General features: G+C 69.8%; 29 protein-coding genes. 22 read left to right on the top strand and 7 right to left on the bottom strand.

Annotated elements, in window-relative coordinates; genetic code table 11:
* Window positions 1-336: 336 nt before the first annotated feature.
* From AC0VYL_RS22860 to AC0VYL_RS22840, 5 genes are all read right to left on the bottom strand, one after another.
* Entirely contained in the window at window positions 337-732 is a 396-nt protein-coding gene (locus AC0VYL_RS22860) for a hypothetical protein (protein WP_475481459.1), read from the bottom strand.
* Window positions 729-1,271 (bottom strand): ATP-binding protein, encoded by a 543-nt coding sequence (locus AC0VYL_RS22855; RefSeq protein ID WP_475481458.1) that lies wholly within the window; start codon window positions 1,269-1,271, stop codon window positions 729-731. Before AC0VYL_RS22855 ends, AC0VYL_RS22860 begins: the two co-directional genes overlap by 4 nt.
* A gap of 99 nt (window positions 1,272-1,370) precedes the next feature.
* Complete coding sequence (locus tag AC0VYL_RS22850; RefSeq protein ID WP_475481457.1) at window positions 1,371-1,889, bottom strand: hypothetical protein; 519 nt, start codon at window positions 1,887-1,889, stop codon at window positions 1,371-1,373.
* Entirely contained in the window at window positions 1,889-2,452 is a 564-nt protein-coding gene (locus AC0VYL_RS22845; protein WP_475481456.1) for an ATP-binding protein, read from the bottom strand. Before AC0VYL_RS22845 ends, AC0VYL_RS22850 begins: the two co-directional genes overlap by 1 nt.
* Before the next feature lie 303 nt (window positions 2,453-2,755).
* A complete protein-coding gene (locus AC0VYL_RS22840) occupies window positions 2,756-3,079 on the bottom strand; it encodes an ATP-binding protein (RefSeq protein ID WP_475481455.1) in 324 nt (107 codons plus the stop codon).
* Window positions 3,080-3,557: 478 nt separating this feature from the next.
* On the opposite strand from AC0VYL_RS22840, the gene AC0VYL_RS22835 reads away from it, so the two are divergent.
* From AC0VYL_RS22835 to AC0VYL_RS22820, 4 genes are all read left to right on the top strand, one after another.
* Window positions 3,558-4,364, top strand: coding sequence for a helix-turn-helix domain-containing protein (locus AC0VYL_RS22835; protein WP_475481454.1), 807 nt, complete (start codon window positions 3,558-3,560; stop codon window positions 4,362-4,364).
* Window positions 4,361-4,537, top strand: coding sequence for a DUF397 domain-containing protein (locus AC0VYL_RS22830; RefSeq protein ID WP_475481453.1), 177 nt, complete (start codon window positions 4,361-4,363; stop codon window positions 4,535-4,537). Before AC0VYL_RS22835 ends, AC0VYL_RS22830 begins: the two co-directional genes overlap by 4 nt.
* Before the next feature lie 147 nt (window positions 4,538-4,684).
* On the top strand, window positions 4,685-4,888 hold the full coding sequence (locus AC0VYL_RS22825) for a hypothetical protein (RefSeq protein WP_475483591.1): 204 nt from the start codon (window positions 4,685-4,687) through the stop codon (window positions 4,886-4,888).
* Entirely contained in the window at window positions 4,848-5,012 is a 165-nt protein-coding gene (locus tag AC0VYL_RS22820; RefSeq protein ID WP_475481452.1) for a DUF397 domain-containing protein, read from the top strand. Before AC0VYL_RS22825 ends, AC0VYL_RS22820 begins: the two co-directional genes overlap by 41 nt.
* A gap of 55 nt (window positions 5,013-5,067) precedes the next feature.
* Here the strand turns inward: AC0VYL_RS22820 and AC0VYL_RS22815 are convergent, their stop codons facing one another.
* A complete protein-coding gene (locus tag AC0VYL_RS22815; RefSeq protein ID WP_475481451.1) occupies window positions 5,068-5,418 on the bottom strand; it encodes a ribosomal protein L7/L12 in 351 nt (116 codons plus the stop codon).
* A 154-nt stretch (window positions 5,419-5,572) separates the two neighbouring features.
* Complete coding sequence (locus AC0VYL_RS22810; protein ID WP_475481450.1) at window positions 5,573-8,242, bottom strand: S8 family serine peptidase; 2,670 nt, start codon at window positions 8,240-8,242, stop codon at window positions 5,573-5,575.
* Window positions 8,243-8,893: 651 nt separating this feature from the next.
* On the opposite strand from AC0VYL_RS22810, the gene AC0VYL_RS22805 reads away from it, so the two are divergent.
* From AC0VYL_RS22805 to AC0VYL_RS22720, 18 genes are all read left to right on the top strand, one after another.
* Window positions 8,894-9,889, top strand: coding sequence for an ABC transporter substrate-binding protein (locus tag AC0VYL_RS22805; protein WP_475455812.1), 996 nt, complete (start codon window positions 8,894-8,896; stop codon window positions 9,887-9,889).
* 61 nt (window positions 9,890-9,950) lie between these two features.
* On the top strand, window positions 9,951-10,985 hold the full coding sequence (locus AC0VYL_RS22800; protein ID WP_475455810.1) for a FecCD family ABC transporter permease: 1,035 nt from the start codon (window positions 9,951-9,953) through the stop codon (window positions 10,983-10,985).
* Window positions 10,986-11,075: 90 nt separating this feature from the next.
* Window positions 11,076-12,266 carry a signal recognition particle-docking protein FtsY gene (ftsY, locus tag AC0VYL_RS22795; protein ID WP_475481449.1) on the top strand — a complete coding sequence of 397 codons (1,191 nt, stop codon included), beginning with the start codon at window positions 11,076-11,078 and terminating at the stop codon, window positions 12,264-12,266.
* 281 nt (window positions 12,267-12,547) lie between these two features.
* Window positions 12,548-13,891 (top strand): ammonium transporter, encoded by a 1,344-nt coding sequence (locus tag AC0VYL_RS22790; RefSeq protein WP_475481448.1) that lies wholly within the window; start codon window positions 12,548-12,550, stop codon window positions 13,889-13,891.
* A 410-nt stretch (window positions 13,892-14,301) separates the two neighbouring features.
* Window positions 14,302-15,513: a hypothetical protein gene (locus AC0VYL_RS22785; protein ID WP_475455804.1), complete on the top strand. Its 1,212-nt coding sequence runs from the start codon at window positions 14,302-14,304 to the stop codon at window positions 15,511-15,513.
* A 191-nt stretch (window positions 15,514-15,704) separates the two neighbouring features.
* Window positions 15,705-17,303, top strand: a complete 1,599-nt coding sequence (gene ffh / locus AC0VYL_RS22780; RefSeq protein WP_475455802.1) for a signal recognition particle protein — start codon at window positions 15,705-15,707, stop codon at window positions 17,301-17,303.
* 267 nt (window positions 17,304-17,570) lie between these two features.
* Window positions 17,571-18,026, top strand: coding sequence for a 30S ribosomal protein S16 (gene rpsP / locus AC0VYL_RS22775; protein WP_357767332.1), 456 nt, complete (start codon window positions 17,571-17,573; stop codon window positions 18,024-18,026).
* Between the two features lie 2 nt (window positions 18,027-18,028).
* On the top strand, window positions 18,029-18,271 hold the full coding sequence (locus AC0VYL_RS22770; protein WP_378740859.1) for an RNA-binding protein: 243 nt from the start codon (window positions 18,029-18,031) through the stop codon (window positions 18,269-18,271).
* 189 nt (window positions 18,272-18,460) lie between these two features.
* Window positions 18,461-18,982 (top strand): ribosome maturation factor RimM, encoded by a 522-nt coding sequence (gene rimM / locus AC0VYL_RS22765; protein ID WP_475455800.1) that lies wholly within the window; start codon window positions 18,461-18,463, stop codon window positions 18,980-18,982.
* An 11-nt stretch (window positions 18,983-18,993) separates the two neighbouring features.
* Window positions 18,994-19,809 carry a tRNA (guanosine(37)-N1)-methyltransferase TrmD gene (gene trmD, locus AC0VYL_RS22760; protein WP_475481447.1) on the top strand — a complete coding sequence of 272 codons (816 nt, stop codon included), beginning with the start codon at window positions 18,994-18,996 and terminating at the stop codon, window positions 19,807-19,809.
* Between the two features lie 175 nt (window positions 19,810-19,984).
* Window positions 19,985-20,344: a 50S ribosomal protein L19 gene (rplS, locus tag AC0VYL_RS22755; RefSeq protein ID WP_475455796.1), complete on the top strand. Its 360-nt coding sequence runs from the start codon at window positions 19,985-19,987 to the stop codon at window positions 20,342-20,344.
* Between the two features lie 62 nt (window positions 20,345-20,406).
* Window positions 20,407-21,282, top strand: coding sequence for a signal peptidase I (gene lepB, locus AC0VYL_RS22750; RefSeq protein ID WP_475455794.1), 876 nt, complete (start codon window positions 20,407-20,409; stop codon window positions 21,280-21,282).
* 269 nt (window positions 21,283-21,551) lie between these two features.
* Window positions 21,552-21,884, top strand: coding sequence for a DUF2469 domain-containing protein (locus tag AC0VYL_RS22745; protein ID WP_475481446.1), 333 nt, complete (start codon window positions 21,552-21,554; stop codon window positions 21,882-21,884).
* 113 nt (window positions 21,885-21,997) lie between these two features.
* Window positions 21,998-22,369: a YraN family protein gene (locus tag AC0VYL_RS22740; RefSeq protein WP_475455790.1), complete on the top strand. Its 372-nt coding sequence runs from the start codon at window positions 21,998-22,000 to the stop codon at window positions 22,367-22,369.
* Complete coding sequence (locus AC0VYL_RS22735) at window positions 22,369-23,889, top strand: YifB family Mg chelatase-like AAA ATPase (RefSeq protein ID WP_475481445.1); 1,521 nt, start codon at window positions 22,369-22,371, stop codon at window positions 23,887-23,889. The genes AC0VYL_RS22740 and AC0VYL_RS22735 overlap by 1 nt, the downstream gene beginning before the upstream one ends.
* Window positions 23,886-25,052 carry a DNA-processing protein DprA gene (gene dprA, locus AC0VYL_RS22730; protein WP_475481444.1) on the top strand — a complete coding sequence of 389 codons (1,167 nt, stop codon included), beginning with the start codon at window positions 23,886-23,888 and terminating at the stop codon, window positions 25,050-25,052. Before AC0VYL_RS22735 ends, dprA begins: the two co-directional genes overlap by 4 nt.
* Window positions 25,053-25,409: 357 nt before the next feature.
* Window positions 25,410-25,625 carry a hypothetical protein gene (locus AC0VYL_RS22725; RefSeq protein WP_017545977.1) on the top strand — a complete coding sequence of 72 codons (216 nt, stop codon included), beginning with the start codon at window positions 25,410-25,412 and terminating at the stop codon, window positions 25,623-25,625.
* Window positions 25,626-25,900: 275 nt separating this feature from the next.
* Entirely contained in the window at window positions 25,901-26,119 is a 219-nt protein-coding gene (locus tag AC0VYL_RS22720; protein ID WP_017545978.1) for a hypothetical protein, read from the top strand.
* Window positions 26,120-26,144: the final 25 nt, after the last annotated feature.

The following is a 26,144-nucleotide window of genomic DNA, read 5'->3' as shown; positions in this document are numbered from 1 at the left end:
CGCTCAGCTCTAGCCGGTTCTGCGGTGCAGGTGACACGTTGTCCCAGCCGACGCTTATGTGGACGCTGATTGCGGAACGGAGTAGCCGTGAGCGCCGGGTAGGCGGTAGAAAGAGCAAAGGAGATCGCCACGAGGATGGGTGAAATGTCTGTTTCTCAACAACTTGCAGATTTGGCGTCTTTCCGCTGACAAACGTGCAGGTCAATGAGACTGCTCCCCGCGCACGCGGGGATGGACCCCGCGTCTACGAGGCCACCTACCCCGGGGCGCTCTGCTCCCCGCGCACGCGGGGATGGGTGGGGCCCGACGTCTGCCGGGCCCCACTCACTTGGTGGTTCAGGTCGGGATGCCGATGTTGTGGGTGAGGGTCTGCCCCAGGATCTCCAGGGTGGTCAGGCCCAGGAGGAGCGCGGAGCTCAGAGCGGTGGCGGGCCACCCCCACCAGGGGCGGGGCGCGCGGTGGCGACCTCGGGGGAGGACTGCTTTCGGTTCAGTCCGGGTCGTGGCGGCCTCCCGTGCCTTCCGTTCGCGCTGTTGGCGGGCGACGTGCACCCAGTGCGGGAGGGGTCCGTGTTCGAGCATGTAGGCCACTCGCGGATTGCCCTGCATCTGGCGCAGGAGGCGTTCCTGACGGGCCTGGTGTGACTCTGGGCGGGTCGGGCGGGGGAAGCGGTGGCCTCGGGGTGAGGCCAGGACGGACCGGACTCCGGCGCTGACCTGATGACCGGTCATCGGGCACACCTGCCAGCGACCAGGGCAGGGAGGGTGAACTCGGCCCAGATGACGGTGCCCAGCCCTGCGCAGAACGGGAAGTCCAGCACCGGCCGGAACCCCCACCGCGTGGCGAGGTGGTCGAGTAGGAGCAGGCCGCGTCCGCGTTCGGCGCGCTCCTGCTGCTGCCTGGTGCGCCTGCGCGGGACCTTCGGAACGTTGTCCGTGGTGGTGTTGGTGCGGGTGCCGTCGTCGATGATCGAGATCCGCACCGTTCCTGGACGGGGCAGGTCGAGGGTGCGGACCACCCTGCCGTCGGGGTCTTCTCCGGAGCGGGAGTGTTCGCAGGCGTTGGCGAACATCTCGCTCACGCACAACACCATCTCCTCCTTCACCTCGGCGGTGGGGGAGAGCAGACGGTGGAGGTCGGCGTCCAGGTCTGCTCGGACCTGGCTGGTCTGGGAGAGCTGTCCGGGGTAGACGCGGCATTCCCACCGGGGGGCGTTGTCGGGTGGGCTGTTCGTGTGGTCGAGGGCAGGGGTGTGCGGCACAATGGTCATGTCGGCAATCTCTTCTCTGCAAGGGGTTGGGGTGTCGGCCTGCTCTGGGGGTGTTGGTGCACCCGCCAGAGCTTTTTCGTGGAACGGCTTCGGGCCCACTCAGGCAGCGGGCGGAGGTTCCGGATCGCTCCTGTGAACGCCGAGGTGGCGGTGGGCGAGCAGTCGGAGGAGTTCGGTGCGGTTGGGTGCGGTGATGCGCTCGTAGGGGTCGCCGTCACCGGTCCAGCCCAGGGGGCGGCGGGCCACGAAGGTCTCGTGGGGAACCTGGCCCTCCACGGTCATGTTCCAGTGCTTGTGCAGCAGGGTGCAGAGGACGTGTTCGGGGACCGGGAGCCCGGGATTGGAGTCCTTGTGTTTCGGGGCCGTTCGCGCCACGGGCCTGTTGCCGGGGACCCGCGTGGGTGCGGGGTGGTCGTGGATGGCCTGGTCGATCAACCGGACCGCCAGTTCCCCATCGCTCTCCTCCCGCGCGATCCGTAGGGCTTCCAGGATCACCGGGATGCGGTTGCGCAGGGTGTGGTTGTGCCACACGTCCATCTGCGCGGGAGTCAGATGCGTGGGGGCGGCCAACGCGTCCTCTGCGGTCGCGAGCAGGTCCCTGGTGTCGATGTCCAACATCACTGCTCTCCCTCGATCCGGGTCCACGGGTTGTCGGTGAGGTCGTAGGACAGGTGGAACCAGACCTGCCGGAACTTCGGGTTGCCGTTATCGCCCCACCGGTCCGCCAACGCGTTGACCAGGCCGAGACCCCGGCCGCTGCCCGGACCCGCGTCGGGGGCCAGGGTGGCGAGGTCGGTAGCGGTGAACGGGCCAGGTTCGACGGGGTGCCGGGCGCCCTGGTCCTGGCAGATCAGCGTCATCCCGGTCGCTCCCCGGTCGACGGTGAGTGAGTAGGTCTGGCCGTGCTCACTCGACAGCGAGTGCGCGATCGAGTTATTGGCCAGCTCCGAGCCGAGCAGTGTGAACAGGTACCGGAAGTCGATGGAGCGTTCGGCGGCGCTGGTATCCAGGAACGCCCGCACCAGCGGCATCAGGCTGGGGAGACCGGTGAAGGCGTACTTGCGCTTACGGAACGGCGTGCCCACGGTCCGGGAGAAGTAGTGGGCGTGGAACGGCTTGATGAAACTCGCTAGCGGGACTGTCGCCTCGCGGCTGGTCAGTTCGGGGGAGAACACGCTCACGTGGCCACCGCCAACCGTCGCAGCCCAGACAGGAGGGCACACAGGACCTGCATGGGGGCGGACTCGATCGGCCTTCGGGGCGCGGGGATCAGCGGACCACGGGAACGAGCAGTGGTGCAGCGGGGGTTGGTGGGTACTCGGGTGAACCACCCAGGTCGAGGCGGCAGGCGGTCAGTGCTCATTTTCGTCCAGTTCTCTGTTGAGGGTGTGTTGTGGGTTGGCGACGCGAGGTGTGAGGGGCGGGAGTTCCCGCCGGGAAATGCGGTTCGGCTCCCCTGTGTGGCGGGAGGTGAGGGTGGTGGGTCAGCTGAGGTCGAGGACAACCTCGACGGTGGTCTGCTGGATGCGGTCGCCGTCCCAGGTCCAAGAGGGGGTCCAGGACAGGGAGAGGCGGTTGAGGACCGCCAGTCCGGAGGCGCTTTCTCGGGGGTTGAGCTGCGGGTACTGCGGCCGGATGGTGTCTCGCGGTCCCTGATCAGTGACGTAGAGGTGGGGGAGTAGCGGTCGGGACTGGTCCAGGACCACGCGGACGGTTCCGCCGGGCAGGCCCGACCGGGAGTGCTGGTGGGAGTTGGTGACGAGGATGCGCGTGATGCGGGCCAGACGGGTGCCCTGAACGGGAAGCATGTTTCGACACCAGGCGGAAAGAGCTCGGTACTCGCGAGTGGGTCCGAGCAGGATGCCGTGGCGTGCGGGCTCGGAGAATCGGAGCGCGCGAGGATAGCGCCCGAAATGGGTGTTTGGTGTCCTGGAGTGGTTCTGGGTAGCCCGCATCTGTCTCACCTCGGGTGCTTCGGGGTGGGTCTTGAGCCCAGTCGGCTGCTCTAGACATTGGCCACCGAGATTCCTCTGTGGTCAGGAGATATCCCAGTGAAAGTTGGGGGGATTTGAGATGTCCGTTTAGGCGTAATGAATCCCATGTCGCCCTGAGTTAATCGTTGGGCAGGCTCCGTTGGGATCTCCCTGAAAAGAGACAGGAGTCCTGTGGTGCCTGAACGGAACTCTGCCATCGGGACGACGAGTGTTCCAGATTGATCGCTAAAAACGGTCAAGCTCGTATAGAGTGCGATACAAACAGATAGGCGGGCGATATTGGTGGTGGGGTATGGGATCAAGCGATTCGCCGCAGCAGCGTTTTGGCAGGCTGCTCAGCGGTCATCGCACCGGAGTGGGCATGACTCAGCAGGAGTTGGCGCGTGCGGTGCCGATCGCTCAGAGCACCATTAGCGATCTTGAGGCGGGGAAGAAAGGGACAAGGCGTGGCAAGATCGAGCAAATCGACACAGCGCTAGGGGCGGGCGGGGTGGTTCTGAACTCCTGGGACGCCCTGTTCTCTCCGACGGGGATGATCAGCTACTTCCGAGAAGTCGCTGAGGACGAGCAAGTGGCGTTCGAGATCCGTGAGTACGCGCTCGGTCTTGTGCCAGGCCTGGTGCAGGTCGAACAGTACGCGCGCGCGATCAGCGAACTCGCGTCCCGCTACGCTTCGCCAGGAGAGATCAACCAGATGGTGCAGGCACGGCTCTTCCGGCAGCAGATCCTTGACCGCGATCACCCGCCGGTCATGATCGTGCTGCTGGACGAGTCGGTCCTTCGTCGCCGCTTCTCCGATCCGTCAGTGATGCCAGCCCAGATCGACCACCTGCTGGAGCTCACACATCGCCCCCGCATCACCATCCAGATCATCCCAACCGATACCGAGGACCATGCTGGTCTAAGCGGTTCGTTTAGGCTGAGCACTGCTCCTGACGGCAGCCCTGTCGCCTACGTGGAGGGGCAGGAGTCGGGCATGTTCCTCAAGCAACCCGAGATCGTGGCAAGCTACGAACGAACGTTTGCTGACCTGCAAGGCTCTGCCTTGCCGGTGCCTGCGTCACGATCATGGATGGAAGAGATTCGAGGCAGCGAATGATGACCGATGGTTGGAAGAAGTCCAGCTATAGCAACGGCCAGGGCGGGAACTGCGTGGAGGCTCGCACCACCGAGCAGGGCGCTGCGGTGCGGGACACTCAGAATCGCCACTTGGGCCACCTGAACGCGTCCGCCCGCGAGTGGAAGGCGTTCGTGGAGGCCGTGCGCCTCTGAGACCAAGTGAATCGGACCCCGCCAGTGATGTTGGCGGGGTCCGATTCGTGTTATGCCTGTTCAGGCTACCTGTCGAGGAGAAACAACTCCAGGACCAAAGACCTGAGGAAGCTTTTGCCACAATGGCCCCATCCTCCGCTCTGGTTCGTGACGCTCGACTACCTGCGGAAAAGCTCTTTTCTGGAGAGACCCCGAGGGGATGAGATCGTGGATGTGGCGTTCGAGATGTCGACGCTGTTGGGTGAGATGCGGTCCGGAGGTCGCTTCCTGAGCGCACAGCTGGACCTAAGGAAGAAAGCGGAGGATCCCGATGACAGAGTGGCGCAAGTCTTCGTACAGCACTGCTGGTGAGAACTGCGTAGAGGTGTCGGAAGGCGCCAAAACCTGTGTGCGGGACACCCAGCATCGCCACCTCGGCCAGCTCGACGCGTCCGTTCGTGAGTGGGAGGCGTTCGTGGCGGCCGTGCGCCTCTAGGGCGCAGGACACCCGCGTCGGATCAACCGGGCTCCACCCTCAGTGATCAGTACACCTAGGGCTGGTCGAGGCTTCCGATGAACCGGGACGCCTCGTCCTCAGTCATCCCGGTCTCCTGAGCCACCATCCGGACGGCGTCCGCCACACGGTCCTGCGCTACGAGTTCACGCACCCGGTCGGCCAGGCTCCGGTCCGGAGCGGGCGCCCACCGCCCCGCTTCAATGGCCTCGGAGAGGTTCTTGGCCTCCAGCAGCCCCATGCCCGTGAGCTCCCGGATCCGCTTGATGGCCAGGATCTTGTTGTCGGTCCTCAGGAGATCCAGCACCTCCTCGTACCCCTCCCGGGTGAGCTCCGCGCGTACGGGCTCCGGCTCGGGATTGCGGAAGCGGTCGAAGAATCCGGCCATGGGTCGGTGGGTCCTTTCAGAGCGGGAGAAACGGGGCGATCCGTCCAGGTCCCGCAGTGTACGCCCGGCCGGTGACCCGCCCTTACCCCGCACCCGTACGCGGACGGGGCCGCCCCCCAAAGGGAGACGGCCCCGCGACGTTCACCAGGCTGGATCAGCCCCGGTCGATGGTGATGACCGGGGACGTCCAGGTCTCCCAGTGGTCCGGGTTCTCCGGGTCACCGAGCGCCTTCAGCGCCCGGGCCCGCAGACGGTAGTCCCCGTCACGGACGTCGGTCACCCGGTTCCGCGAGTCCACCACGGTGCCGTCCCAGACGTAGCTGAAGAAGGCGGTGCTGGTGGCGCTGCGGTTGACGTGGTCGACGCCGACAGCCAGGTTGCGGTCCGGGTGGACCGGGCGGCCGGTGCGCTCGTCGACGACGGTCATCTCCAGCCGGGTGACGTGGTGGTCGAAGTGCGCGATCACGTACGGCACGTCCGGCAGACCGTCCACCCAGTCCATCGAGAAGGTGGCGCCGTCCGGCTGGTTCCGGAAGGTACCGCCCCCACTGTCCGCGCACTCCAGGCCGGTGAAGACCTCGCACTGGGAGATGCGGGTCAGCCACGGCAGCTCGTGCACGTTCCCGTTGGCGTCGGTGATCGGGGTCATCGCCTCGATCTCCTGGTAGTCGCCGTTGTAGGCGGCGTACGGAACACGGACGGTGCCGGTCTCCGCCGCGCCACCCACCTCGGTGACCTCGACGTAGCCGCCGTAGAGCATCTGCGCGTACTCACGCGCGGGCGGCGTGACGGTCACCTCGACCTCGGCGGACTCGCCGGGAGCCAGGGTCACCTTGTCCTCGCTGAGATCGGCCCTGGCGTAGGAGTCGTTGAAGGACGGGGCGAAGGTGTCGCCGTGCGTGCCCAGCGCCGGGGTGTGCGCGATCTCGTACGTCGCCTCCTCGTCGCCGTGGTTGGTGACGGTCACGGTCTCGGTGACCGGCCCCTCGGTGGCGCCCAGGGGCAGCTTCGCGGGGGACAGGCCGGTGGTGGTCAGGACCGAACCCGGGACGTCGAGCATGCCCGCGCCCTGGCGGTGGACATTGTCCAGGATCCCCAGGTCCGGGTTGCCCCACCAGGCGGTGGGGTCGGCGGTGTTCTGGAGGACGTCGCGCACGTCGTGCGCGGCCAGGTCCGGACGGGCCTCCAGCAGCAGGGCGACGCCGCCCGCGACGTGCGGGGAGGACATCGAGGTGCCGCTGATGGTGGCGTAGCCGCCCTTGGCCATCGGGTACGTGGAGTTGATCAGGCCGCCGGGCGCGCCCAGGTCCGGCTTGATGTCCAGGTCGGCCGACATGCCGTAGGAGCTGAAGCTGCTGATCAGACCCCCGGTCGGGTTGGGGATCGTGGTCTCCTCGCCGGTCCAGGTGAGGGTGACGGGCTCGCCGCCCTCCAGGAGTTCGCGCAGGTGCGCCCCGGCCTCGTCGGAGACGCCCACCGCGAACGCGCCCTGGTCGACGATGCCGCCGCCCGCGAACATGCCGGGCAGGTTGTTGTGGACCACGACGCCGGTGGCACCCGCTGCCAGCGCGGCGTCGTACTTCTCACTGAAGGCGCACTCGCCCCGGACCATGAGCGCGGTCCGACCCTCGGGGTCGCCCTCCAGCTCGTCGCCCGCAGCGAGACAGCCACGGCCGACGTACACGAGCTCGTCGGTCTCACCGGAGGCGGGCGGCGGAGTCGCGTCGTCCATCTCCATGTAGGCGACGGTCTCGCCGCTCTGGGTGACCTCGGCGGCGTCCGCGCGGATGTGGGTGTTGTCGTAGGCGGCGACACCGATCACGTCGGCGCCCAGACCGGGGGCCCCGGCGGAGTAGAGGCCGGAGGCGCCCTCGTTGCCGATGGAGGCCACGACCACCATGCCCTCGTCGACCAGGTTGTCCGAGGCGACGGCGGTGGGGTACTGCGGCCAGGAGTGGGCCGACCCCACGCTCATGTTGAGCACGTCCATGTCGTCCGCGAGTGCCTGCTCCATGGCGGCGATCATGATGTCGGAGGTGGTGGAGCCCGTGCAGCCGAACACCTTGTAGGCGCCGAAGACGACGTCGGGCGCGACGCCGGTGACCTCGCCCTGGGCGCCGATGATGCCCGCGACGTGGGTGCCGTGGCCGTTGCAGTCCTGCGGGTCGTCGTCGGGGACGGGGTTGTTCTTCGCCGGGACGCTCGCGTTGAAGTCGTCGCCGACGAAGTCGTGTCCGGCGACCACGCGCTCGGACGGGAAGCCGCCCGGCCCACCGAGGTCGGGGTGGGTGTAGTCGACACCGGTGTCCATGACGGCCACGCGCAGGCCCTCACCGGTCAGTCCGAGCTCGCTCTGCGCGATGTCCGCCCCGGTCATGCCGAGCGCGGTGTCCATGTCGGGTGAGCTCTCGTCGTGGTCGGGGAGCTCGTGGCGGACGACCGGGTGGACGGCGGCGACGCCGGGGATCTCCCGGGCCGTGCTCACCTGGGCGTCGTCCATCTCCACGGACAGGCCGTTCCACAGTTCGTTGAAGGACAGCCGCTCGGTGTACTGGAGACCGAACTCGTCGGCCTCGGCGCGGAACTCGGCGTGCTCGTCCTCGACGCGCGCGGAGGCCGTTCCCTCGGAGGTGGGAGGGCTCTCCAGTTCGATGAACCACAGGTCCTGGACCTGGTGGGTCAGTTCGCCGTTCTCCGCGGTGGGCGCCGGGTGCAGTGGTGCGAGTTCCGAACCCTCGTCGGCGCCTGCCGGTGTGACCGCGGCGAGTCCCGCGATCAGTGTCAGCCCGGCGATCGAAGCCAGACGTGACAGGTTGCGTGCCACCTTGTCAACACATCCCTTCTCGTGCGCGCCTCAGGACACAGGGGGAACGGCACCCCGCCGGGTGCGGAGGAACGCGCACGGGGGGATACGCCGCATGTGGTCCGTGATCGGATATTCGACGCGCATGGCAACGAGATCATTGCCTCGTGCGATAGAGGTGTCAATGTGCTGTGAGGATCAATATGGCCACACAATGGATTCATGTGGTTCAAGTTCCTCTGGAGCCTCATCTCCTAATAAAGGGGACATAAAGCGCTTGTGGTACGAAAGGGCGCCATACATTCCGGCGGTGACACTCGGTGCCGAGTTCCGCTGCCCGTACGCTCCCATGAAAAGCACAGGTGAGAGCGGTGCGCGCGCCCAGGCGGAGGTCGCTGAGGTGCCACCGGGGCCCGGGAGTACCGCCGAGTAGAGTGGAGGGGTTGTGCCGCCCTCCGGCGGTGCGACGGGTGTCGAACGAGCGAAGTCCGGTCCCGCGGCCACCACGGCCCGCGCAATCCGGCGCTGCCCCGCAACTGTGATGCCCCGCGCGTGCGCGGGGACGAGCCAGGTCGCCTCCTCGGCACCGACGAACCCCGTCCTCGTGGGAAGGACCGGCCGTCCCCGACCGGGTCGTGCTCTTTCCCCTGCTCACCGAAGGAGCACCGCACCGTGCGGATCGCCCACCAACTCCCCGTCGCACTCCTGGGCGCCACCCTCGCCCTCACCGCCTGCGGCACCACCGAACCCGAGTCCGAGCCCGCGCAGGAGACCGAGACCGCCTCCGCCGAGTGCGGGGCCCCCGAGCCCGCGGCCGACCGCGCGACCGTCGGTGACGGGACCTTCCCCGTCACCGTGACCGACATGGTCGGAGAGGTCACCGTCGACGCCGCCCCCGAGCGCATCGTCTCCCTCTCGCCCAGCAACACCGAGATGCTCTTCGCCATCGGCGCCGGTGACCAGGTCGAGGCGGTCGACGACTACTCCAACTACCCCGACGAGGCCCCCACCACGGACCTCAGCGGCTTCACGCCCAACGTCGAGGCGATCAGCGAGTACGACCCCGACCTGGTGATCCTCGCTGACAGCGCCGTCGAGACCGCCGACCAGCTCGGCGCCGTCGACATCCCCACCCTGGTCCTGCCCGGCGCCGCCGACCTGGAGGACGTCTACGCCCAGATCCGCCTGCTCGGGGACGCCACCGGGAAGACGGAGGAGGCCGACACCGAGGCCGACCGGATCGAGGACGAGTTCAACGGGATCGTCGAGTCCGTCTGCGCCGAGATCGGTGACAGCGAGCTCACCTTCTACCAGGAGCTCGACGACACCCTCTTCTCCGCCACCTCCAGCACCTTCGCCGGACAGATCTACGACTCCTTCGGACTGGTGAACATCGCGGACCAGGCGGACGACGGCGAGAGCGGCGGCTACCCGCAGCTGTCCCCGGAGTTCGTGGTCGAGGAGAACCCCGACCTCATCTTCCTCTCCTACGGTGACGAGTCCGCCGTCGAAGCGGTGGAGGAACGCCCGGCCTACGACACCGTCTCCGCCGTCGAGACCGGCTCGGTCCACCTCCTCGACACCGACATCGCCTCCCGCTGGGGCCCGCGCGTGGTCGACTTCGCCCAGTCCGTGGGCGACGCGGTCATCGAGACCGCCCAGCAGTAGGTCCGGTACCGCCCGGGCCGCGCGCCCGGGCGGACGGGAACGAGAGCAAGGAGAGCTGGACGTGAAGGGCTTCGGGGTTCCCCTGGGCTGGGTGCTGGGCGGCGCGGTCGCCCTGTTCGCCGCCGGGGTCTTCGGCGTCGCGGCGGGCGCCGCCTCGATCTCCGCCGGTGACATCCTCCGCCACCTGCTCAGCCTCCTGCCGTTCGGGGCGGTCGAGACGCCGCTCACCGAACGGCAGGAGGCGCTCCTCATGGAACTGCGCCTGCCGCGCGTGGTGATGGGCGCCGTCGTCGGCGCCCTGCTGGCCACGGCGGGCGGCGCCTACCAGGGCGTCTTCCGCAACCCGCTGGCCGACCCCTTCCTGCTCGGCGCCGCGGCCGGGGCCGGACTGGGCGCCACCATGGTCATGGTCTTCGGCCACGAGGTACTGGCCGACCCGCGCGCCCTCGTCCCGGTGGCCGCCTTCGTCGGAGCGCTGGCCGGTGTGGCCGCCGCCTACCTCCTCGGCGCCACCGCCGGGGGAGGGGGCACCGCCGCGCTGGTCCTGGCCGGGGTGGCGGTCTCCTCGTTCCTGTCCGCCGCCCAGACCCTCGTCCAGCAGATGGGCGTGGACCAGCTCCAACGCATCTACGCGTGGCTGCTGGGCGGGCTCGGCCGGGGCGGCTGGGACGACGTCCGCCTCATCGCCCCGTACGCGATCGTCGCGCTCGTCGTCCTGCTGCTCTGCGGCTACCTGCTGGACATGCTCGCCCTGGGTGACGACAAGGCGGTCAGCCTCGGCCTCAACCCCGCCGCCGTGCGGATGGTCGTGATCGCCGCCGCCTCCCTGGCCACCGCCGCCGCCGTCTCCGTGAGCGGGCTGATCGGGTTCGTCGGCATCGTCGTCCCGCACATCGTGCGCCGCCTCGTGGGCTCCAACTACCGGGCGATCCTGCCCGTCACCGTGCTCATGGGCGGTGCCTTCCTCGTCCTGGTGGACGTCGTCGCGCGCACCATCGTCGCCCCGGCGGAACTCCCCATCGGGGTGGTCACCGCCTTCCTGGGCGCACCCTTCTTCGTCCTCATCCTGCGCACCACGCGACACCGCGGCACCTGAGAGCGCGGCGGCCACCACCGGCATCGTTCCCGGCACGCCACCGGGGCGTGACGCGAACGCGTCGGACACTCTGGGAGACTGGTGAACGCTATGGACATCACCTTGCTCGTAAGCATCATCGTCGTCGTCGCCCTCCTGGTAATCGGCGGGTTCTTCCTGGTCAGGGCCGGACGCTCGGTCAAGCCGGGTGAGGAGGAGACCAAGCCCGAGGTCACCGGGGCGCCCGAGGCCACCGCCCCCGAAGAGGACCGTGAGAAGGACGGGGGAGTCGCACAGACGCCCCCCGCCCACGCGCCCCCGGCCGAGGACGCCGCCGCCACGGCCCCGGCCGAACCCACCGCACCCGAGATCGAGACCCCGCCCCCGTCCGCCGGGCGCATGGTCCGCCTGCGGGCCCGCCTGGCCCGCTCACAGAGCTCCTTCGGCCAGGGGCTGCTCAGCCTGCTCTCCTCCAAGAACCTGGACGAGGACACCTGGGAGGAGATCGAGGACACCCTCATCACCGCCGACATCGGCGTCGCCTCGGCCACCCAGATCGTGGAGAACCTGCGCACCCGCGTCAAGGTGCTCGGCACCCGCGAGACCGACGAGGTCCGCGCCCTGCTCCGCGAGGAACTCCTCAAGCAGATCAACACCGACGCCGACCGCGCCGTGCGCACCGAACCCCACGGTGACCGCCCGGCGGTCATCATGATCGTGGGCGTCAACGGCACCGGCAAGACCACCACCACCGGCAAGCTCGCCCGCGTCCTGGTCGGTGACGGCCGCAGCGTCGTGCTCGGCGCCGCCGACACCTTCCGTGCCGCCGCCACCGAACAGCTCCAGACCTGGGGCAGCCGGGTCGGCGCGCCGGTCGTGCGCAAGGAGGAGGGCGCCGACCCCGCCAGCGTGGCCTTCGACGCCGTCGCCCGGGGCATCGACGACGGCGCGGACACCGTGATCATCGACACCGCCGGGCGCCTGCACACCAAGACCGGCCTGATGGACGAGCTGGGCAAGGTCAAGCGCGTGGTGGAGAAGAAGTCCCAGGTCGACGAGGTCCTGCTCGTCCTGGACGCCACCACCGGCCAGAACGGACTGCGCCAGGCGCGCGTGTTCGCGGAGGTCGTCAACGTCACCGGCATCGCCCTGACCAAGCTCGACGGCACCGCCAAGGGCGGCATCATCGTCCAGGTCCAGCGTGAGCTGGGCGTGCCCGTCAAGCTCGTCGGGCTCGGTGAGGGCCCCGACGACCTCGCCCCCTTCGACCCCGAGGTCTTCGTGGACGCCATCCTCGGCTGACCCGGGGGCACCACGAGCACCCGGAAGCACCACGACCACCAGACGGCCGGACACCCGTGACACGGGGTCCGGCCGTTGGTCGTTCGCCCCTTGAGCACGGTTCGTTCATGACGGCTTAACACCGCGCGCCGCCCTTTTACCCCCGCGCAACACGTCGGGTCCGACCGGGAAACACCCGGGTCGGACAGTGGTCGCCGTGGCCAGCGCATCGGGCCCGAAGACGCGCTCGCTGACCGCCGCATCTCACGACCATCCCCCGTCCGTGCAACGGAGGCGACGACATGATCGACACCGGCAACACCGCGTGGCTGCTGATGAGCGCCGCGCTGGTGATGCTCATGACCCCGGGCCTGGCCTTCTTCTACGGAGGCATGTCGCGGGCCAAGAGCGTCCTCAACATGATGCTGATGAGCTTCGGCAGCATCGCCATCATCAGCGTCCTGTGGGTCCTGGTAGGCCACTCGCTGACCTACGCACCCGGCCACGGAGTCCTGGACCTCTTCATCGGAGGGTTCGACTACGTCGGCCTGAGCAGCATCATGACCGAGGTCGAACCCGTGGACGGCACCGACGGCGGCTACCCGCTGCTGGTCGACGCCGGCTTCCAGCTCATGTTCGCGGTCATCACCGTGGCCCTGATCAGCGGCGCCATCGCCGACCGCGCCAAGTTCGGCGCCTGGCTGCTGTTCGCCCCGATCTGGGCGCTCCTGGTCTACTTCCCCGTGGCCCACTGGGTGTGGGGCGGCGGCTGGATCGCTCGCATGCACGAGTTCACCGGCCTCCCCGAGGTGATCGACTTCGCGGGCGGCACCGCCGTCCACATCAACGCCGGCGCCGCCGCCCTGGCCCTGGTCATCGTCCTCGGCCGCCGCAAGGGCTTCGGCTCCGAGTCGATGCGCCCGCACAACCTGCCGTTCGTCCTGCTGGGCGCCGCCCTGCTGTGGTTCGGCTGGTTCGGCTTCAACGGGGGCTCCGCCTACGCGGCCAACGAGCAGGCCGCCCTGGCCCTGGTCAACACCCAGGTCGCCACCGCCGCCGCGACCGCCGCCTGGATGCTGGTCGAGCGCCTGCGCTACGGGAAGGTCAGCGCCCTGGGCTTCGCCTCCGGTGCCATCGCCGGACTGGTCGCCATCACCCCCTCGGCCGCCAACGTCACCCCGGTCGGCGCCATCGTGGTCGGCGCCCTGTCCGGTGCCGTCTGCGCCTACGCCATCAGCTGGAAGTTCCGCTTCAAGTACGACGACGCCCTGGACGTCGTGGGCATCCACATGGTCGGCGGCATCGTCGGCTGCCTCGCCCTCGGGTTCATCGCCTCCTCCGCCGTGCCCGGCGGCGGCGACGCGGGTCTGCTCTTCGGCGGCGGCCTCGGCCTCCTCGCCGCGCAGGCCGTCTCGGTGATCGGCGTCATGGTCTACACCTTCATCGTCACCTGGGTCATCGCCAAGGTCATCGACCTGCTCATCGGTTTCCGCATCACCGAGGAGGTCGAGACCAACGGCCTGGACCACGAGCTCCACGCGGAGTCGGCCTACGCCTTCGACGAGCTCGACGAAATGGAGGGAGCGACGGCCTCCTCACCGACGCCTCCGGGTGAGGAGGCCGCCCCACCGCGGGTCGGGTCCTAGCACTCAACGTCGAGGCGACCGGTCCCGAACCACCGACACGGTGGGGCGGACACAGGGGCCGACGGGGGATTTCTCCCCGTCGGCCCCGTTCGCGTTCTGGCTGTTCGCCCCGCCCGCGCCCCACGGATTCCGCTGATTTGTGCGTGTTCATGGAGTGGTGTTGGCAGTGGTGCGTGCTCGTGTTCGATACCCTTTCTGGGCGGTGCGGCGGCCAGCCCGGTTCCGGGGGAACGGCGAAGAGCGCCGGATGGGCCGACCCACGGGGGGCCACCGGACGCAACCGGCAGGTTCGCGCCCGCATCCCATGTCGCGGCGAGGCGGGGCGGTGACGACGCCCGGGAAACACCTCCCGACGACTTCCTTCACGCGCATTCGAATCAGCACCCCACAGGTCGGGGTCAGGAGGCAAGATGGCGCCGGTTACTCACAACAGGGGTCGCGGACGCGGACGGTTCGCCCTCGCCGCGGTGGGCACGATCACCGCACTGGGACTGGCCGGATGCGGCTTCGGCGGCGGTGACGACGAGCCCGCCCCCACCGAGGACGCGGCCGAACCGGTCGACGCGGCGCCCCTGCTGGAGAACGCCCTGGCGGACCTGGCCGACTACCCGGCGCTCACGGCGAACGGGCAGGTCGCCCCCAGCGTGGGCGGGGACATCCAGGAGGCCACCGTGACCGTCGCCGACGGCGGCGCGACCAGCGGCACCGTCCGCGCCAACGGGGTCGAGGCGGAGATGATCGCCGCCGACAACAAGATCTTCCTGCGCGCCGGTGAGGAGTTCTGGCTCGACAAGAACGTCTTCGGGCCCGACAGCGACCAGTTCGACGGCGCCTGGGTGCGCTCCTCCACCGCGCAGGCGGGCATCAACCCGCAGAACACCCTGGCCCCGCCCGCGCTGGCGGCGATCCTGGAGGAGATCGGCCTGGAGGGCGACGAGGCCGTCGAGGAGACCCTCGACGACACCCGCGCCTACAAGGTCGACCTCAACGGCGAGCGCAACCAGCTGTGGATCGACGCGGAGACCAACCAGATCCTGCGCGTCGAGGTCGAGGAACTGGTGCCCGAGGGCGGGGAGAAGGGCCCCCAGGTGCGCCTGGACATCGCCCAGGCCGACCAGGCCGCCGCCGAGGAGCTGTACGACAACCTGACGACCGTCACCGAGGAGGAGCTGAACGGCTCCCGCGACGCCCGCATCGAGGTGAGCTGGGACGGGCAGCCCGCCATGGAGTGCGTCGACGGCCCGCACTGCACCTGGTCCGGCACCGTCCGCGACTCCGGGGCCTCGGGCAGCGGCACGGTCCTGGTCCGCATGGACGTCACCTTCAGCCAGGAGCAGATCGGTGACGAGGAGTGCACCGACAGCGGTGCCCTGGAAGCGGGCGGTTCGCTCGATCTGTCCTGTGACGCCAACTACAACATCGTCACCTCCGAGCCCAAGACCTACGAGGACATCCAGGGCGAGGCCCGACTGTCCACCCGTGGCCTGAGCGGTGAACAGCAGGAGGAGATGCTCGCGGCCCTGGCCGAGCAGCGCGAGGCCACCCTCGCGGGCGACACCGAGGAGTCCGAGGGCGCCGAGGAGAGCGACGGCGCCGAGGCGCAGGAGACCGAGGGCGAGTAGCCCCGGACCCCGCACACCCGAACCGGCACCCGTGTGCGGGCTCGGGTACCCGAGGAACGGGAACCGGGCGGGGGCGCGTCCCCCGCCCCTTCCGTGCCGGGAGGCCCCGGCCGGACCTGGGCTTCGTGCCCGGTGACGGCGGGGCGGTAGGCTAGGAAGTCAAACCCGACGACGAAGGACTGGCCAAACTCGTGTTCGAGACGCTTTCCGACCGGCTGACATCGGTCTTCTCCTCGCTGCGCGGCAAGGGGCGGCTGTCCGAGGAGGACATCAACGCGACCGCGCGCGAGATCCGTCTCGCGCTGCTCGAGGCGGACGTGGCGCTGCCCGTGGTCCGTGAGTTCATCTCGCGGATCAAGGAGCGCGCCCGCGGTGAGGAGGTCTCCAAGGCCCTCAACCCCGCCCAGCAGGTCATCAAGATCGTCAACGAGGAACTGGTCGAGATCCTCGGTGGCGAGACCCGGCAGATCCGCTTCGGCAAGACGCCGCCCACCGTGATCATGCTCGCGGGTCTCCAGGGCGCCGGTAAGACCACCCTCGCGGGCAAGCTCGCCAAGTGGCTCGCCGCCGACCGCAACACCCCGCTGCTGGTCGCCGCCGACCTCCAGCGCCCCAACGCCGTCACCCAGCTCCAGGTGGTCGGTGAGCGCGCGGGCACCCCCGTGTTCGCTCCCGAACCCGGCAACGGCGTGGGCGACCCCGTCGACGTGGCCCGCGACTCCATCGAGCACGCGAAGCGCAACAACCACAACGTCGTCATCATCGACACCGCCGGGCGCCTCGGTGTGGACACCGAGATGATGCGGCAGGCCGCGGACATCCGCGACGCGGTCAACCCCGACGAGATCCTCTTCGTCGTCGACGCCATGATCGGTCAGGACGCGGTCAACACCGCCCAGGCCTTCCTGGACGGCGTCGGCTACGACGCGGTCGCGCTCACCAAGCTCGACGGTGACGCCCGCGGCGGTGCGGCCCTGTCCATCCGGCACATCACCGGCCGCCCGATCATGTTCGCCTCCACCGGCGAGAAGCTCGAGGACTTCGACCTCTTCCACCCGGACCGGATGGCCTCGCGCATCCTGGACATGGGTGACGTCCTCACCCTCATCGAACAGGCCCAGCGCACGTTCGACGAGGCCGAGGTCGAGAAGATGGCCTCGACCATGGCCTCGGACGACGACTTCACGCTGGACGACTTCCTCCAGCAGATGGCGATGGTCCGCAAGCTCGGCCCGATCGGCAACCTGCTCGGCATGATGCCCGGCATGGGGCAGATGCGCGAGCAGATCGACGGCATCGACGACAAGGACCTGGACCGCATCCAGGCGATCATCCAGTCGATGACCCCCGGTGAGCGCGCGAACCCGAAGATGATCAACGGCTCCCGCCGACTGCGCATCGCCAACGGTTCCGGTACGCAGGTCAGTGACGTCAACGGCCTGGTCACCCGCTTCTTCGAGGCGCAGAAGATGATGCGCAAGATGAAGAGCGGCGGCGGTATGCCGGGGATGCCCGGGATGCCGGGCGTGGGCGGCAACAAGAAGAAGGCCAAGGCCCAGGCCAAGAAGGCGAAGAAGGGCAAGCAGCGCAGCGGCAACCCGATGAAGGCCCGCCAGCAGGAGGCCGAGCGTGAGGCCGAGCGCAAGCGGCGCCAGGAGGAGGGCGGCCAGGAGATGCCCCAGCTGCCCCCGGGCCTCGGCGGCGGTGGCGGCGGCCAGCCCACCCTCCCGCCCGGTTTCGGCGGACCGAACATGCCGGACCTGTCCAACTTCAAGCTGCCGAAGAAGTAGTCGCGACGGCACGCGACAGTGACACCCACCACGGCCCGCCCGGGGACTTCCCCGGCGGGCCGCGGTCGTTCCCGAACCGGGCCGCGCGCACCGTGGTGTCCTGTCCAAGGAACACGTCCGCGTCTGGCACAATGAGTAGTCGACTAACGGTGGCCGGGTCAGCCCTCTAACTAACCCGCCGCCCACGTCCTGCCTCGACGGGTTCCACAACCCCACGTGGGTCGCCCATCAGGCGCTAACACCGTTATACGGGAGAAGACCACTCCAGTGGCTGTCAAACTGAAGCTCAAGCGTATGGGCAAGATCCGTACGCCCCAGTACCGTGTCATCGTCGCCGACGCCCGCAACAAGCGTGACGGCAAGGCGATCGAGGAGATCGGCAAGTACCACCCCAAGGAGCACCCGAGCCTCATCGAGGTCGACTCCGAGCGGGCCCAGTACTGGCTGTCCGTCGGCGCCCAGCCGACCGACGCGGTGAAGGTCCTCCTGCGCAAGACCGGTGACTGGCAGAAGTTCAAGGGCCTTGCCGCCCCGGCGCCGCTCCAGGTCGCTGAGGCCAAGGACCCCGAGGCCAAGGAAGCCGCCTTCCAGGCCGCGCTGAAGGAGCTCGTCCTTCCCGGCCAGGAGAAGAAGACCAAGAAGGCCGAGAAGAAGACGGACAAGGCGGCCGACAAGCCCGCCGAGACCGCCGAGGCTGAGAAGAAGTCCGAGGGCGAGGCCTAATCGTGCTGGAAGAGGCGCTTGAGCACCTCGTGAAGGGGATCGTCTCGAACTCCGACGACGTCCAGGTGAGAGCCAAGCGGCTCCGCAAGGGCAAGGTCCTGGAGGTCCGGGTCCACCCGGACGACCTCGGCAAGGTCATCGGCCGCAACGGCCGGACCGCCAAGGCGCTCCGGACCGTCGTCGGCTCCCTCGCAGGCGGCCGGTACGTCCGCGTGGACCTGTTGGACCTGAACGAAGTGCGCTGAAGCGCCTCTGGGGGCGCCGACCGCTGACGGTCGGCGCCCCGCACTCGTGCCCGGGGACCGTGTGAACGGCCCCGGGCACGGCTTTCCCCGGGGCCGTTCCCGGTTCGGGGACACCGAGGGGACCCCGGACGCCGGGAGACCCCGTGTGACGTCCGGGAACCGAAGAACGACCCGAAGGAAACACTGCTCATGCGACTCGTGGTGGGCCGGATCGGCCGCGCGCACGGTATCCGCGGCGACGTCGCCGTCGACGTGCGCACCGACGACCCCGACGCCCGGTTCGCCGTCGGCGCCGTCCTCCAGACCGACCCGGCCGCGACCGGCCCGCTGAAGGTGGCCTCGACGCGCCGCCACAGCGGCCGGATGCTCGTCCGCTTCGAGGGCACGGCCGACCGCGACGCCGCCGAGACGCTGCGCGGCACCCTCCTCATGGTGGACTCCGAGGACATCGCCCCCCTGGACGACCCCGACGAGTTCCACGACCACGAACTGATCGGCCTGACCGCCGTCACCACCGAGGGCGCGACCGTGGGCGAGGTCGAGGACGTCCTCCACCACGCGCAGGACGTGCTGGTCATCACCGCCGAGACCGGCGGACACGAGATCCTGGTGCCGTTCGTCGCCGCCCTGGTCCCCGAGGTCGACGTCGCGGGCGGCCGGATCGTGATCGACCCGCCGCCCGGCCTGCTCGACCTCCAGAACACCGACTGAACGAGTACGCAGTGCGCATCGACATCATCAGCATCTTCCCCGACTACTTCGCTCCGCTGGATCTCTCGCTGATCGGTAAGGCGCGCGAGGCGGGCCTGCTCGACGTGCGCGTCCACGACCTGCGCGACTGGACCCACGACCGGCACAACACCGTCGACGACACCCCCTACGGCGGCGGCCCCGGCATGGTGATGAAGCCCGAGCCGTGGGGCGAGGCCCTGGACGCGGTCGTGGCGGAGCGGCCCGCGCGGCTGGTCCTGCCGACCCCGAGCGGACGCCCCTTCACCCAGGCCGACGCCGAGCGGCTCGCGGGTGAGGAGCACCTGGTGTTCGGGTGCGGGCGGTACGAGGGCATCGACTCCCGGGTGGCCGTGGACGCCGCCCTGCGGATGCCGGTCGAGGAGATCAGCATCGGTGACTACGTCCTCAACGGGGGCGAGTCGGCCACGCTGGTGATGGTGGAGGCCATCACCCGGCTGCTGCCCGGTGTGCTCGGCAACCGGGAGTCGCACGTCCAGGACTCCTTCGCCTCGGGTGGGATGGAACACCTGGTGGAGGGGCCGGTGTACACCAAGCCCGGCACGTGGCGCGGCCAGGAGGTGCCCCCGGTGCTGCTCTCCGGCAACCACGGGGCGGTGGACCGCTGGCGCCGTGACCAGGCGCTGCGCAAGACCGCCCGCAACCGGCCCGACCTGGTCGCGGCCACCCCCGCCGACAGCCTCGACAAGCGGGACCGCGAGGTCCTGACCGAGGCGGCCGACCCCGCCGGCGGAGCCGAGTGTGGTGAACGGCCGGTTCGGGACGGCCGGGATCATGTGGCAAACTAGGTGAGTTCCCCCCTGGTGACCCCCAGGCATCCGCATGCCGGCGGTACGACGTCGGCCTCTGTGTCGGTCACCGGGTGGTTCGACTGGTCAGACCCAACAGGGCCTCGCCCGCGCACCCCCTCCCCGGAACAGCCGGGGGGCAGGACGCGGCGCGCTATTGATGAGGATTCGCGAGATGCACACCGCCATTCAGGAGCTTGAGAAGGCTCAGCTTCGCACCGACGTTCCGGAGTTCCGCCCCGGCGACACCCTCAACGTCCACGTCCGCGTGACCGAGGGCACCCGCACCCGTGTCCAGGTCTTCAAGGGCGTCGTCATCCGCCGTCAGGGCTCGGGCAACCGCGAGACCTTCACCATCCGCAAGGTGAGCTACGGCGTGGGCGTGGAGCGTACGTTCCCGATCCACACCCCGGCCGTCGAGAAGTACGAGGTCGCCGCCCGCGGTCGCGTGCGTCGCGCCAAGCTGTACTACCTGCGCGACCTGCGCGGCAAGGCCGCCCGCATCCGCGAGCGCCGCGAGCCCATCAACAAGTAGGTCTGGGCTGATCCGGCCGGAACCACGCCGCCCCACCGGGCGGCAGGATAGGCTTTCGGCCGATGAGCAAAGACGAGAGGGACCTCGGCTCGGACGCGGTCCCGGACGAGGATTCCGCCCGGCCCGGCCCGGAGGAGCACAGCTCCGCCACTGGCTCCCAGACGCATGAGCGCCTGGGAGCCAGTGGTGTATCCGATGCCGCTGGCCAGGGAGCGGAGGAGAGAGCTGACGCCGACATGAGCCAGTCCCAGAGCAGTGCGAAGAAGGGGTCGTTCTGGAAGGAACTCCCCATCCTGGTCGTGATCGCCCTCGTGCTGGCGTTCGTGATCAGGACCTGGGTGATGCAGGCGTTCTACATCCCCTCGTCGTCGATGGAGAACACCCTCCTCGTGGGTGACCGGGTCCTGGTGAACAAGGTGGTGTACGAGATCCGCGACATCGAGCGCGGAGAGGTCATCGTGTTCAACGGCGACGGGTCGTGGGACGACCCGACCGTCGTGCAGCCCCCGGAGTCGACCAACCCGGTCAGCCGCGGTTTCACCTGGGTACAGCAGCAGCTGGGCGCCGCGCCCACGGGCAAGGAGTACATCAAGCGGGTCATCGGCCTGCCCGGTGACACCGTGGAGTGCTGTGACGAGCAGAACCGGGTCCTGGTCAACGGCGTTCCCCTGGAGGAGGACGCCTACCTGTACCCGGGCAGCGTGGAGAGCCACACCGAGTTCGGCCCCATCGAGGTGCCGGAGGGGTACCTGTGGCTGATGGGTGACCACCGGGCCATCTCCTACGACTCCCGCATGAACCAGAACAACCCCGGGGGAGGCGCCGTCCCGATCGACCACGTCGTGGGCCGGGCCTTCGTCATCATCTGGCCGTTCAGCCAGGCCGGGGGACTGGGCGTCCCGGCGACGTTCGACGAGCTGAACGGGTCCGACGGCTGAGTCGGTGACCGAACCGGGCCGATCGGGTTCCGGGTGTCGTCGCAGGTCACGGTGGTGTCCCCGGAGTGGGTGACCGATCCGTCGAAGGAATTCCGCTCGACGGGGCACAAAAGCCCGTTCCGTGACGCATGATGGAACTCGGATCGTATCGGCGTTCCCCGAACGCGTGGGGGCCGTCTCCGGCGGGAACGCGCCGGACGGCGGAGGTGCCCGCGTCAGGGGGACCGGCACATCATGACCGGAGAGTGCTGACGAAAGCGAGCGCGCACATGAGTTCTGAGGACCTGGAGAAGTACGAGGCCGAGATGGAGCTCCAGCTCTATCGCGAGTACCGCGACGTCGTCGGCCTGTTCGGCTACGTGGTGGAGACCGAGCGGCGTTTCTACCTCACCAACCACGTGGACCTCCAGCCCCGCTCGACGGAGAACGGGGAGATGTACTTCGAGGTCGTGATGGAGGACGCCTGGGTCTGGGACATGTACCGCCCGGCCCGGTTCGTGCGCAACGTGCGCGTGGTGACGTTCAAGGACGTGAACGTCGAGGAGATCACCAAGTCCGACCTGGAACTGCCCCCGGCGGACGGCGGCGGACCCGGAGAGTAGCCCCCGCGCGGCGTCCCCTCCCTCCTCCGTGGAGAGGGTTGTCCACAGGAGAAAACTGACCCCTGGCGCGCCCGGCCCCGATCACCGAACGTGGTTGTGGGAGGTGGTCGCCGGTGGATCGGTGGGCCGAGTACCGAAGGAAGCTGGGACGCCGCGGCGAGGAACTCGCCGCGGCGTACCTCGAACGCGCCGGGATGCGGGTGGTGGCCCGTAACTGGCGGGCCCCGCGCGGTGCCGGGGAGATCGACATCGTGGCCCGGGACGGGCCCTTCCTGGTGGTCGCGGAGGTCAAGACCCGTGGTTCGCTGCGGTTCGGCCACCCGGTGGAGGCCATCACCGCCGGGAAGCGGCGCAGGCTGCGTGAACTGGGCCGGTCCTGGGCCCGTCTGCACGGCTGCCCGCCGTGGCCGCTGCGGGTCGACGGGCTCTGCCTGCTGGTCACGGGCGGGCGCGTGTTCGTCTCCCACGAACGGGGGATGGGCTGATGTCGCTCGCCCTCACCCACTGCGTCACGCTGCTGGGCGTGCAGGGACACATCGTCGAGGTGGAGGTGCACCTGGGCGGAGGGGAGCCCGGGGTCACCCTGGTGGGGCTGCCGGACGCCGCCCTGCGGGAGGCCCGGGACCGGATCCGCGCGGCGGTGGCCAACAGCTCCGAGGCCTGGCCCAGCGGGCAGATCACCATCAGCCTGTCCCCGGCCAGCCTGCCCAAGTCCGGCAGCCTCTTCGACCTGGCGATCGCGGGCGCCGTGCTGGCCGCCGCCGGTGAGGTGCCGTCGGACCGGCTGGCGGGGACCGTGCTCCTGGGGGAACTCGGCCTCGACGGCCGGGCCCGCCCGGTGCGCGGGGTGCTCCCCGCGATGGTCTCCGCCGCGGACCAGGGGTTCACCCGGTTCGTGGTGGCGGCGGGCAACCTGGCCGAGGCCCGGCTGGTGCCCGACGTGGCGGTCACGGCCGTGACCGACCTCGCGGAGCTGTGCGGCTGGCTGCGCGGTGAGGAGGAGCCCGAGCCGCCCGACGAGCCACCCGCGTCGGCCGTCGCCCCGGACCAGGGGAGCCCCGACCTCGCGGACGTCCTGGGCCAGCCGGTGGCCCGCCGCGCGGTGGAGATCGCCGCCGCCGGTGGGCACAACCTGATGATGCTGGGCCCGCCGGGCACGGGCAAGAGCCTGCTCGCGGAGCGCCTGCCCACGGTGCTGCCCACGCTCTCCTCCACCGAGGCCCTGGAGGCCACCGCGATCCACTCGGTGGCGGGGCTGCTGCCGCCCGGCGCCCCGCTGGTCACCGTGCCGCCCTTCGCCGCCCCGCACCACACCTCCAGTCGCGCCTCGATCATCGGGGGCGGCCACGGCAACCCGCAGCCGGGCTGGGTCTCCAAGGCACACCACGGGATCCTGTTCGTGGACGAGGCCCCGCAGTTCGGGCGCGGGGTGCTGGACTCCCTGCGCGAACCCCTGGAACGCGGTGAGGTGGTGATCGCCCGCTCCACCTCCACGGTGGCCTTTCCCGCGCGCTTCCAACTGGTGATGGCGGCCAACCCGTGCCCCTGCGCGAAGCCGGGCAGCCTCTGCACCTGCCCGTCCGGCGAGCGACGGCGGTACCTCTCCCGGCTGTCCGGTCCGCTGCTGGACCGGATCGACCTCAAGGTGGAGCTCCAGCCCGTGGCACGGGCCGAGCTCCTGGCCGACCGGGCCTTCGCGGAGTCCTCCGCGACCGTGGCCGCCCGGGTGGCGCGGGCCCGGGAGCGGGCCAGGGAACGGCTGGCGGACACCCCGTGGAGCACCAACGCGGTCATCCCCGGTGCCCGCCTGCGCCGGGACTTCCCGGTGGAACCGGCGGCCCTGCGGGTCCTCGGGCGGGCGATGGACGCCGGGCAGATCAGCGCCCGGGGGGTGGACCGCGCCCTGCGGGTGGCCTGGACGCTGGCCGACCTCGCGGACCGGGACCGCCCCACCGAGGAGGAGACCTCCTACGCCTTCGCCCTGTGGTCCGGAAGGGCGTGGTGAGGGTGGGCGAGGACGACGAGGCACGCGCGCGCGTCGGTCTGACCGCGGTGGCGCCGCCCAGCCACCGCTGGCTGGGACCGCTGGTGAACGAGTGCGGGGCGGCGACCGTCTGGGCGGCCCTGCTGTCGGGGCGGCCGCCCCCGGGGAGCCCGCCCTCGGCCCAGGCGCTCCGGAGTTGGCGGGGCTGGTCGGAGCGGGCCCGGAGGGTGGACCCGGACCGGTTGCTGGACGCCTCGGCGGAGGCGGGGGTCCGGTTCGTCGCCCCGGGCGACCCGGAGTGGCCGGGGCGCCTCGACGAGCTGCCGGTCTGCTACGGGCTGTGGGTGCGCGGCATGGGCGACCTGCGCAATCTGTGCCTGCGGTCGGTGTCGGTGGTGGGCGCGCGCTCCGCCACCTCCTACGGGCTGCACGTGGCCGCCGAGCTCTCCTACGAGCTGGCCGACCGCTCCTTCGCCGTGGTGTCCGGGGGCGCCTACGGGGTGGACGGCGCCGCGCACCGGGCGGCCCTGACCACGGGGAGCACGGTGGTGGTCCTGGCCTGCGGTCTGGACACGGACTACCCGCGCGGTCACGCGGGGCTGTTCGCGGACGTGGCGCGCACCGGGGTGCTGGTCAGCGAGTGGCCGGTGGGTCGGACCCCGCGCACCCCGGACTTCCTGGTGCGCAACCGGCTGATCGCCGCGCTCACCCCCGGAACGGTGGTCGTGGAGGCGGGGGCCCGCAGCGGAGCCCTGAACACCGCCGCCCACGCCACCGATCTCCACCGGGTGCTCATGGCCGTCCCGGGGCCGGTGACCTCCGCGATGTCGGTGGGCTGCCACCGCCTGCTCCGCGAGGGCCGGGCGAGCTGCGTGACCCGCGCGGACGACGTGGTGGAGCTGGTCGTGCCGTTGGGCGAGGCCGTCCCTGAGCAGGCGGGCCCCCTGGTGCCCGAGGCCGAGCTGGACCGGGAGACCGCACGGGTGCTCGCGGCGGTCACCCGCCGTGGAGTGGGCACCGCCGTGGTGGCCACGAACAGCACGGGGAACCTGGAGCGGACGATCCGGGCGCTGGGCCTGCTGGCGGCGGCTGGGCTGGTGGAGCGCTGCGAGGCGGGCTGGCGCCTGCCCTGGCCCCGACGACCCAGACCGCGCTCGGCGGGCCCGTCGCGCCCGCGCGGGTAGTGGGCACCGTGCGGACCGGCACCCGGCTTCCGGAGCGCCCCCGCGCCCGCGCGGGTAGTGGGCGAGTGCGCCGAGACCGCCGACCCCACGGGGGTGTCTCCGGGGCGGGTTCCCCACCCTCCGCAGCGCGTACCCGGGGCCGAGGGCCCGCTGTCCTTCACAGGCCAGGGGCCTCGGAGGCGTCCGCTGTGGTGGCCGGGAGCGCACGCGCGGTCATGCGCGCGTGAGGCCGTGCGGCCTCCCGACAGAGGCGGTAAAACGCGATGTAGTCGAGATGTAACTGCGATTGGCCACAGTGGTGGGTGTCGATTATTCGACGCGTTGTCAAAACTTGGACGAAGAAAGGAGTGAGATCGTATGTCTATCGAGTCCGGTCACCTCTCGGCAAGCCTTGGGGACCTTCCGGTCGAGGAATTCAGTTCGAGTGGCGAGGGGGTCGTCGGCTTCGGCTCCAACCAGCCCGGTGGTATCGAGTCGCTCGGTTCCACGCTGGCGATGATGGAGATCGGCGCCTCCGGCGGCGGCGAGTGCTGCAGCTGCTGCAGCTGCTGCCCGTGCTGCTGCTGCAGCTGAGTCGGTGACCTGGCCGGTCGTCCTGCCGGGTCCACTGGCCGGGCGGCCGGTCATGTCGTTGGGGACTGAGGTCGTGCGGGTCGGTCGGGCGACGGTTCGCGATCGGCCCGCCGACCGCTCCCGGATCCGGTCACCTTTCCTCGGAGCGACCACGGTCGTGAATGTATTCAGGTGCAAACCCGCTGTAGGTGCGCTGTAAGCAACAGCGGGGATGATGGTGCGACGCCGGGGCAGAAGCGCCACGGCGTTCCTACTAAGAAAGGGAGGAGGTTCCCATGTCGATGAAGGCTGACCAGATTTCCGCTGGTCTCGGAGACCTTCCGGTCGAGGAATTCAGCACCAGCAGTGAGGGTGTTCTCGGCTTCGGTTCGGACCAGCCCGGTGGTATCGAGTCGCTCGGCTCCACGCTGGCCATGATGGAGATCGGCGCGTCTGGCAGCGGCGGCGGCTGCTGCAGCTGCTGTAGCTGCTGCCCCTGCTGCTGCTGCAGCTGATCCGGCGGGGCGGGCCCGGTGCGGA

It is taken from the genome of Nocardiopsis sp. iso_238, from assembly GCF_056173325.1.
This window is presented reverse-complemented; position numbering and strand designations above follow the sequence as displayed.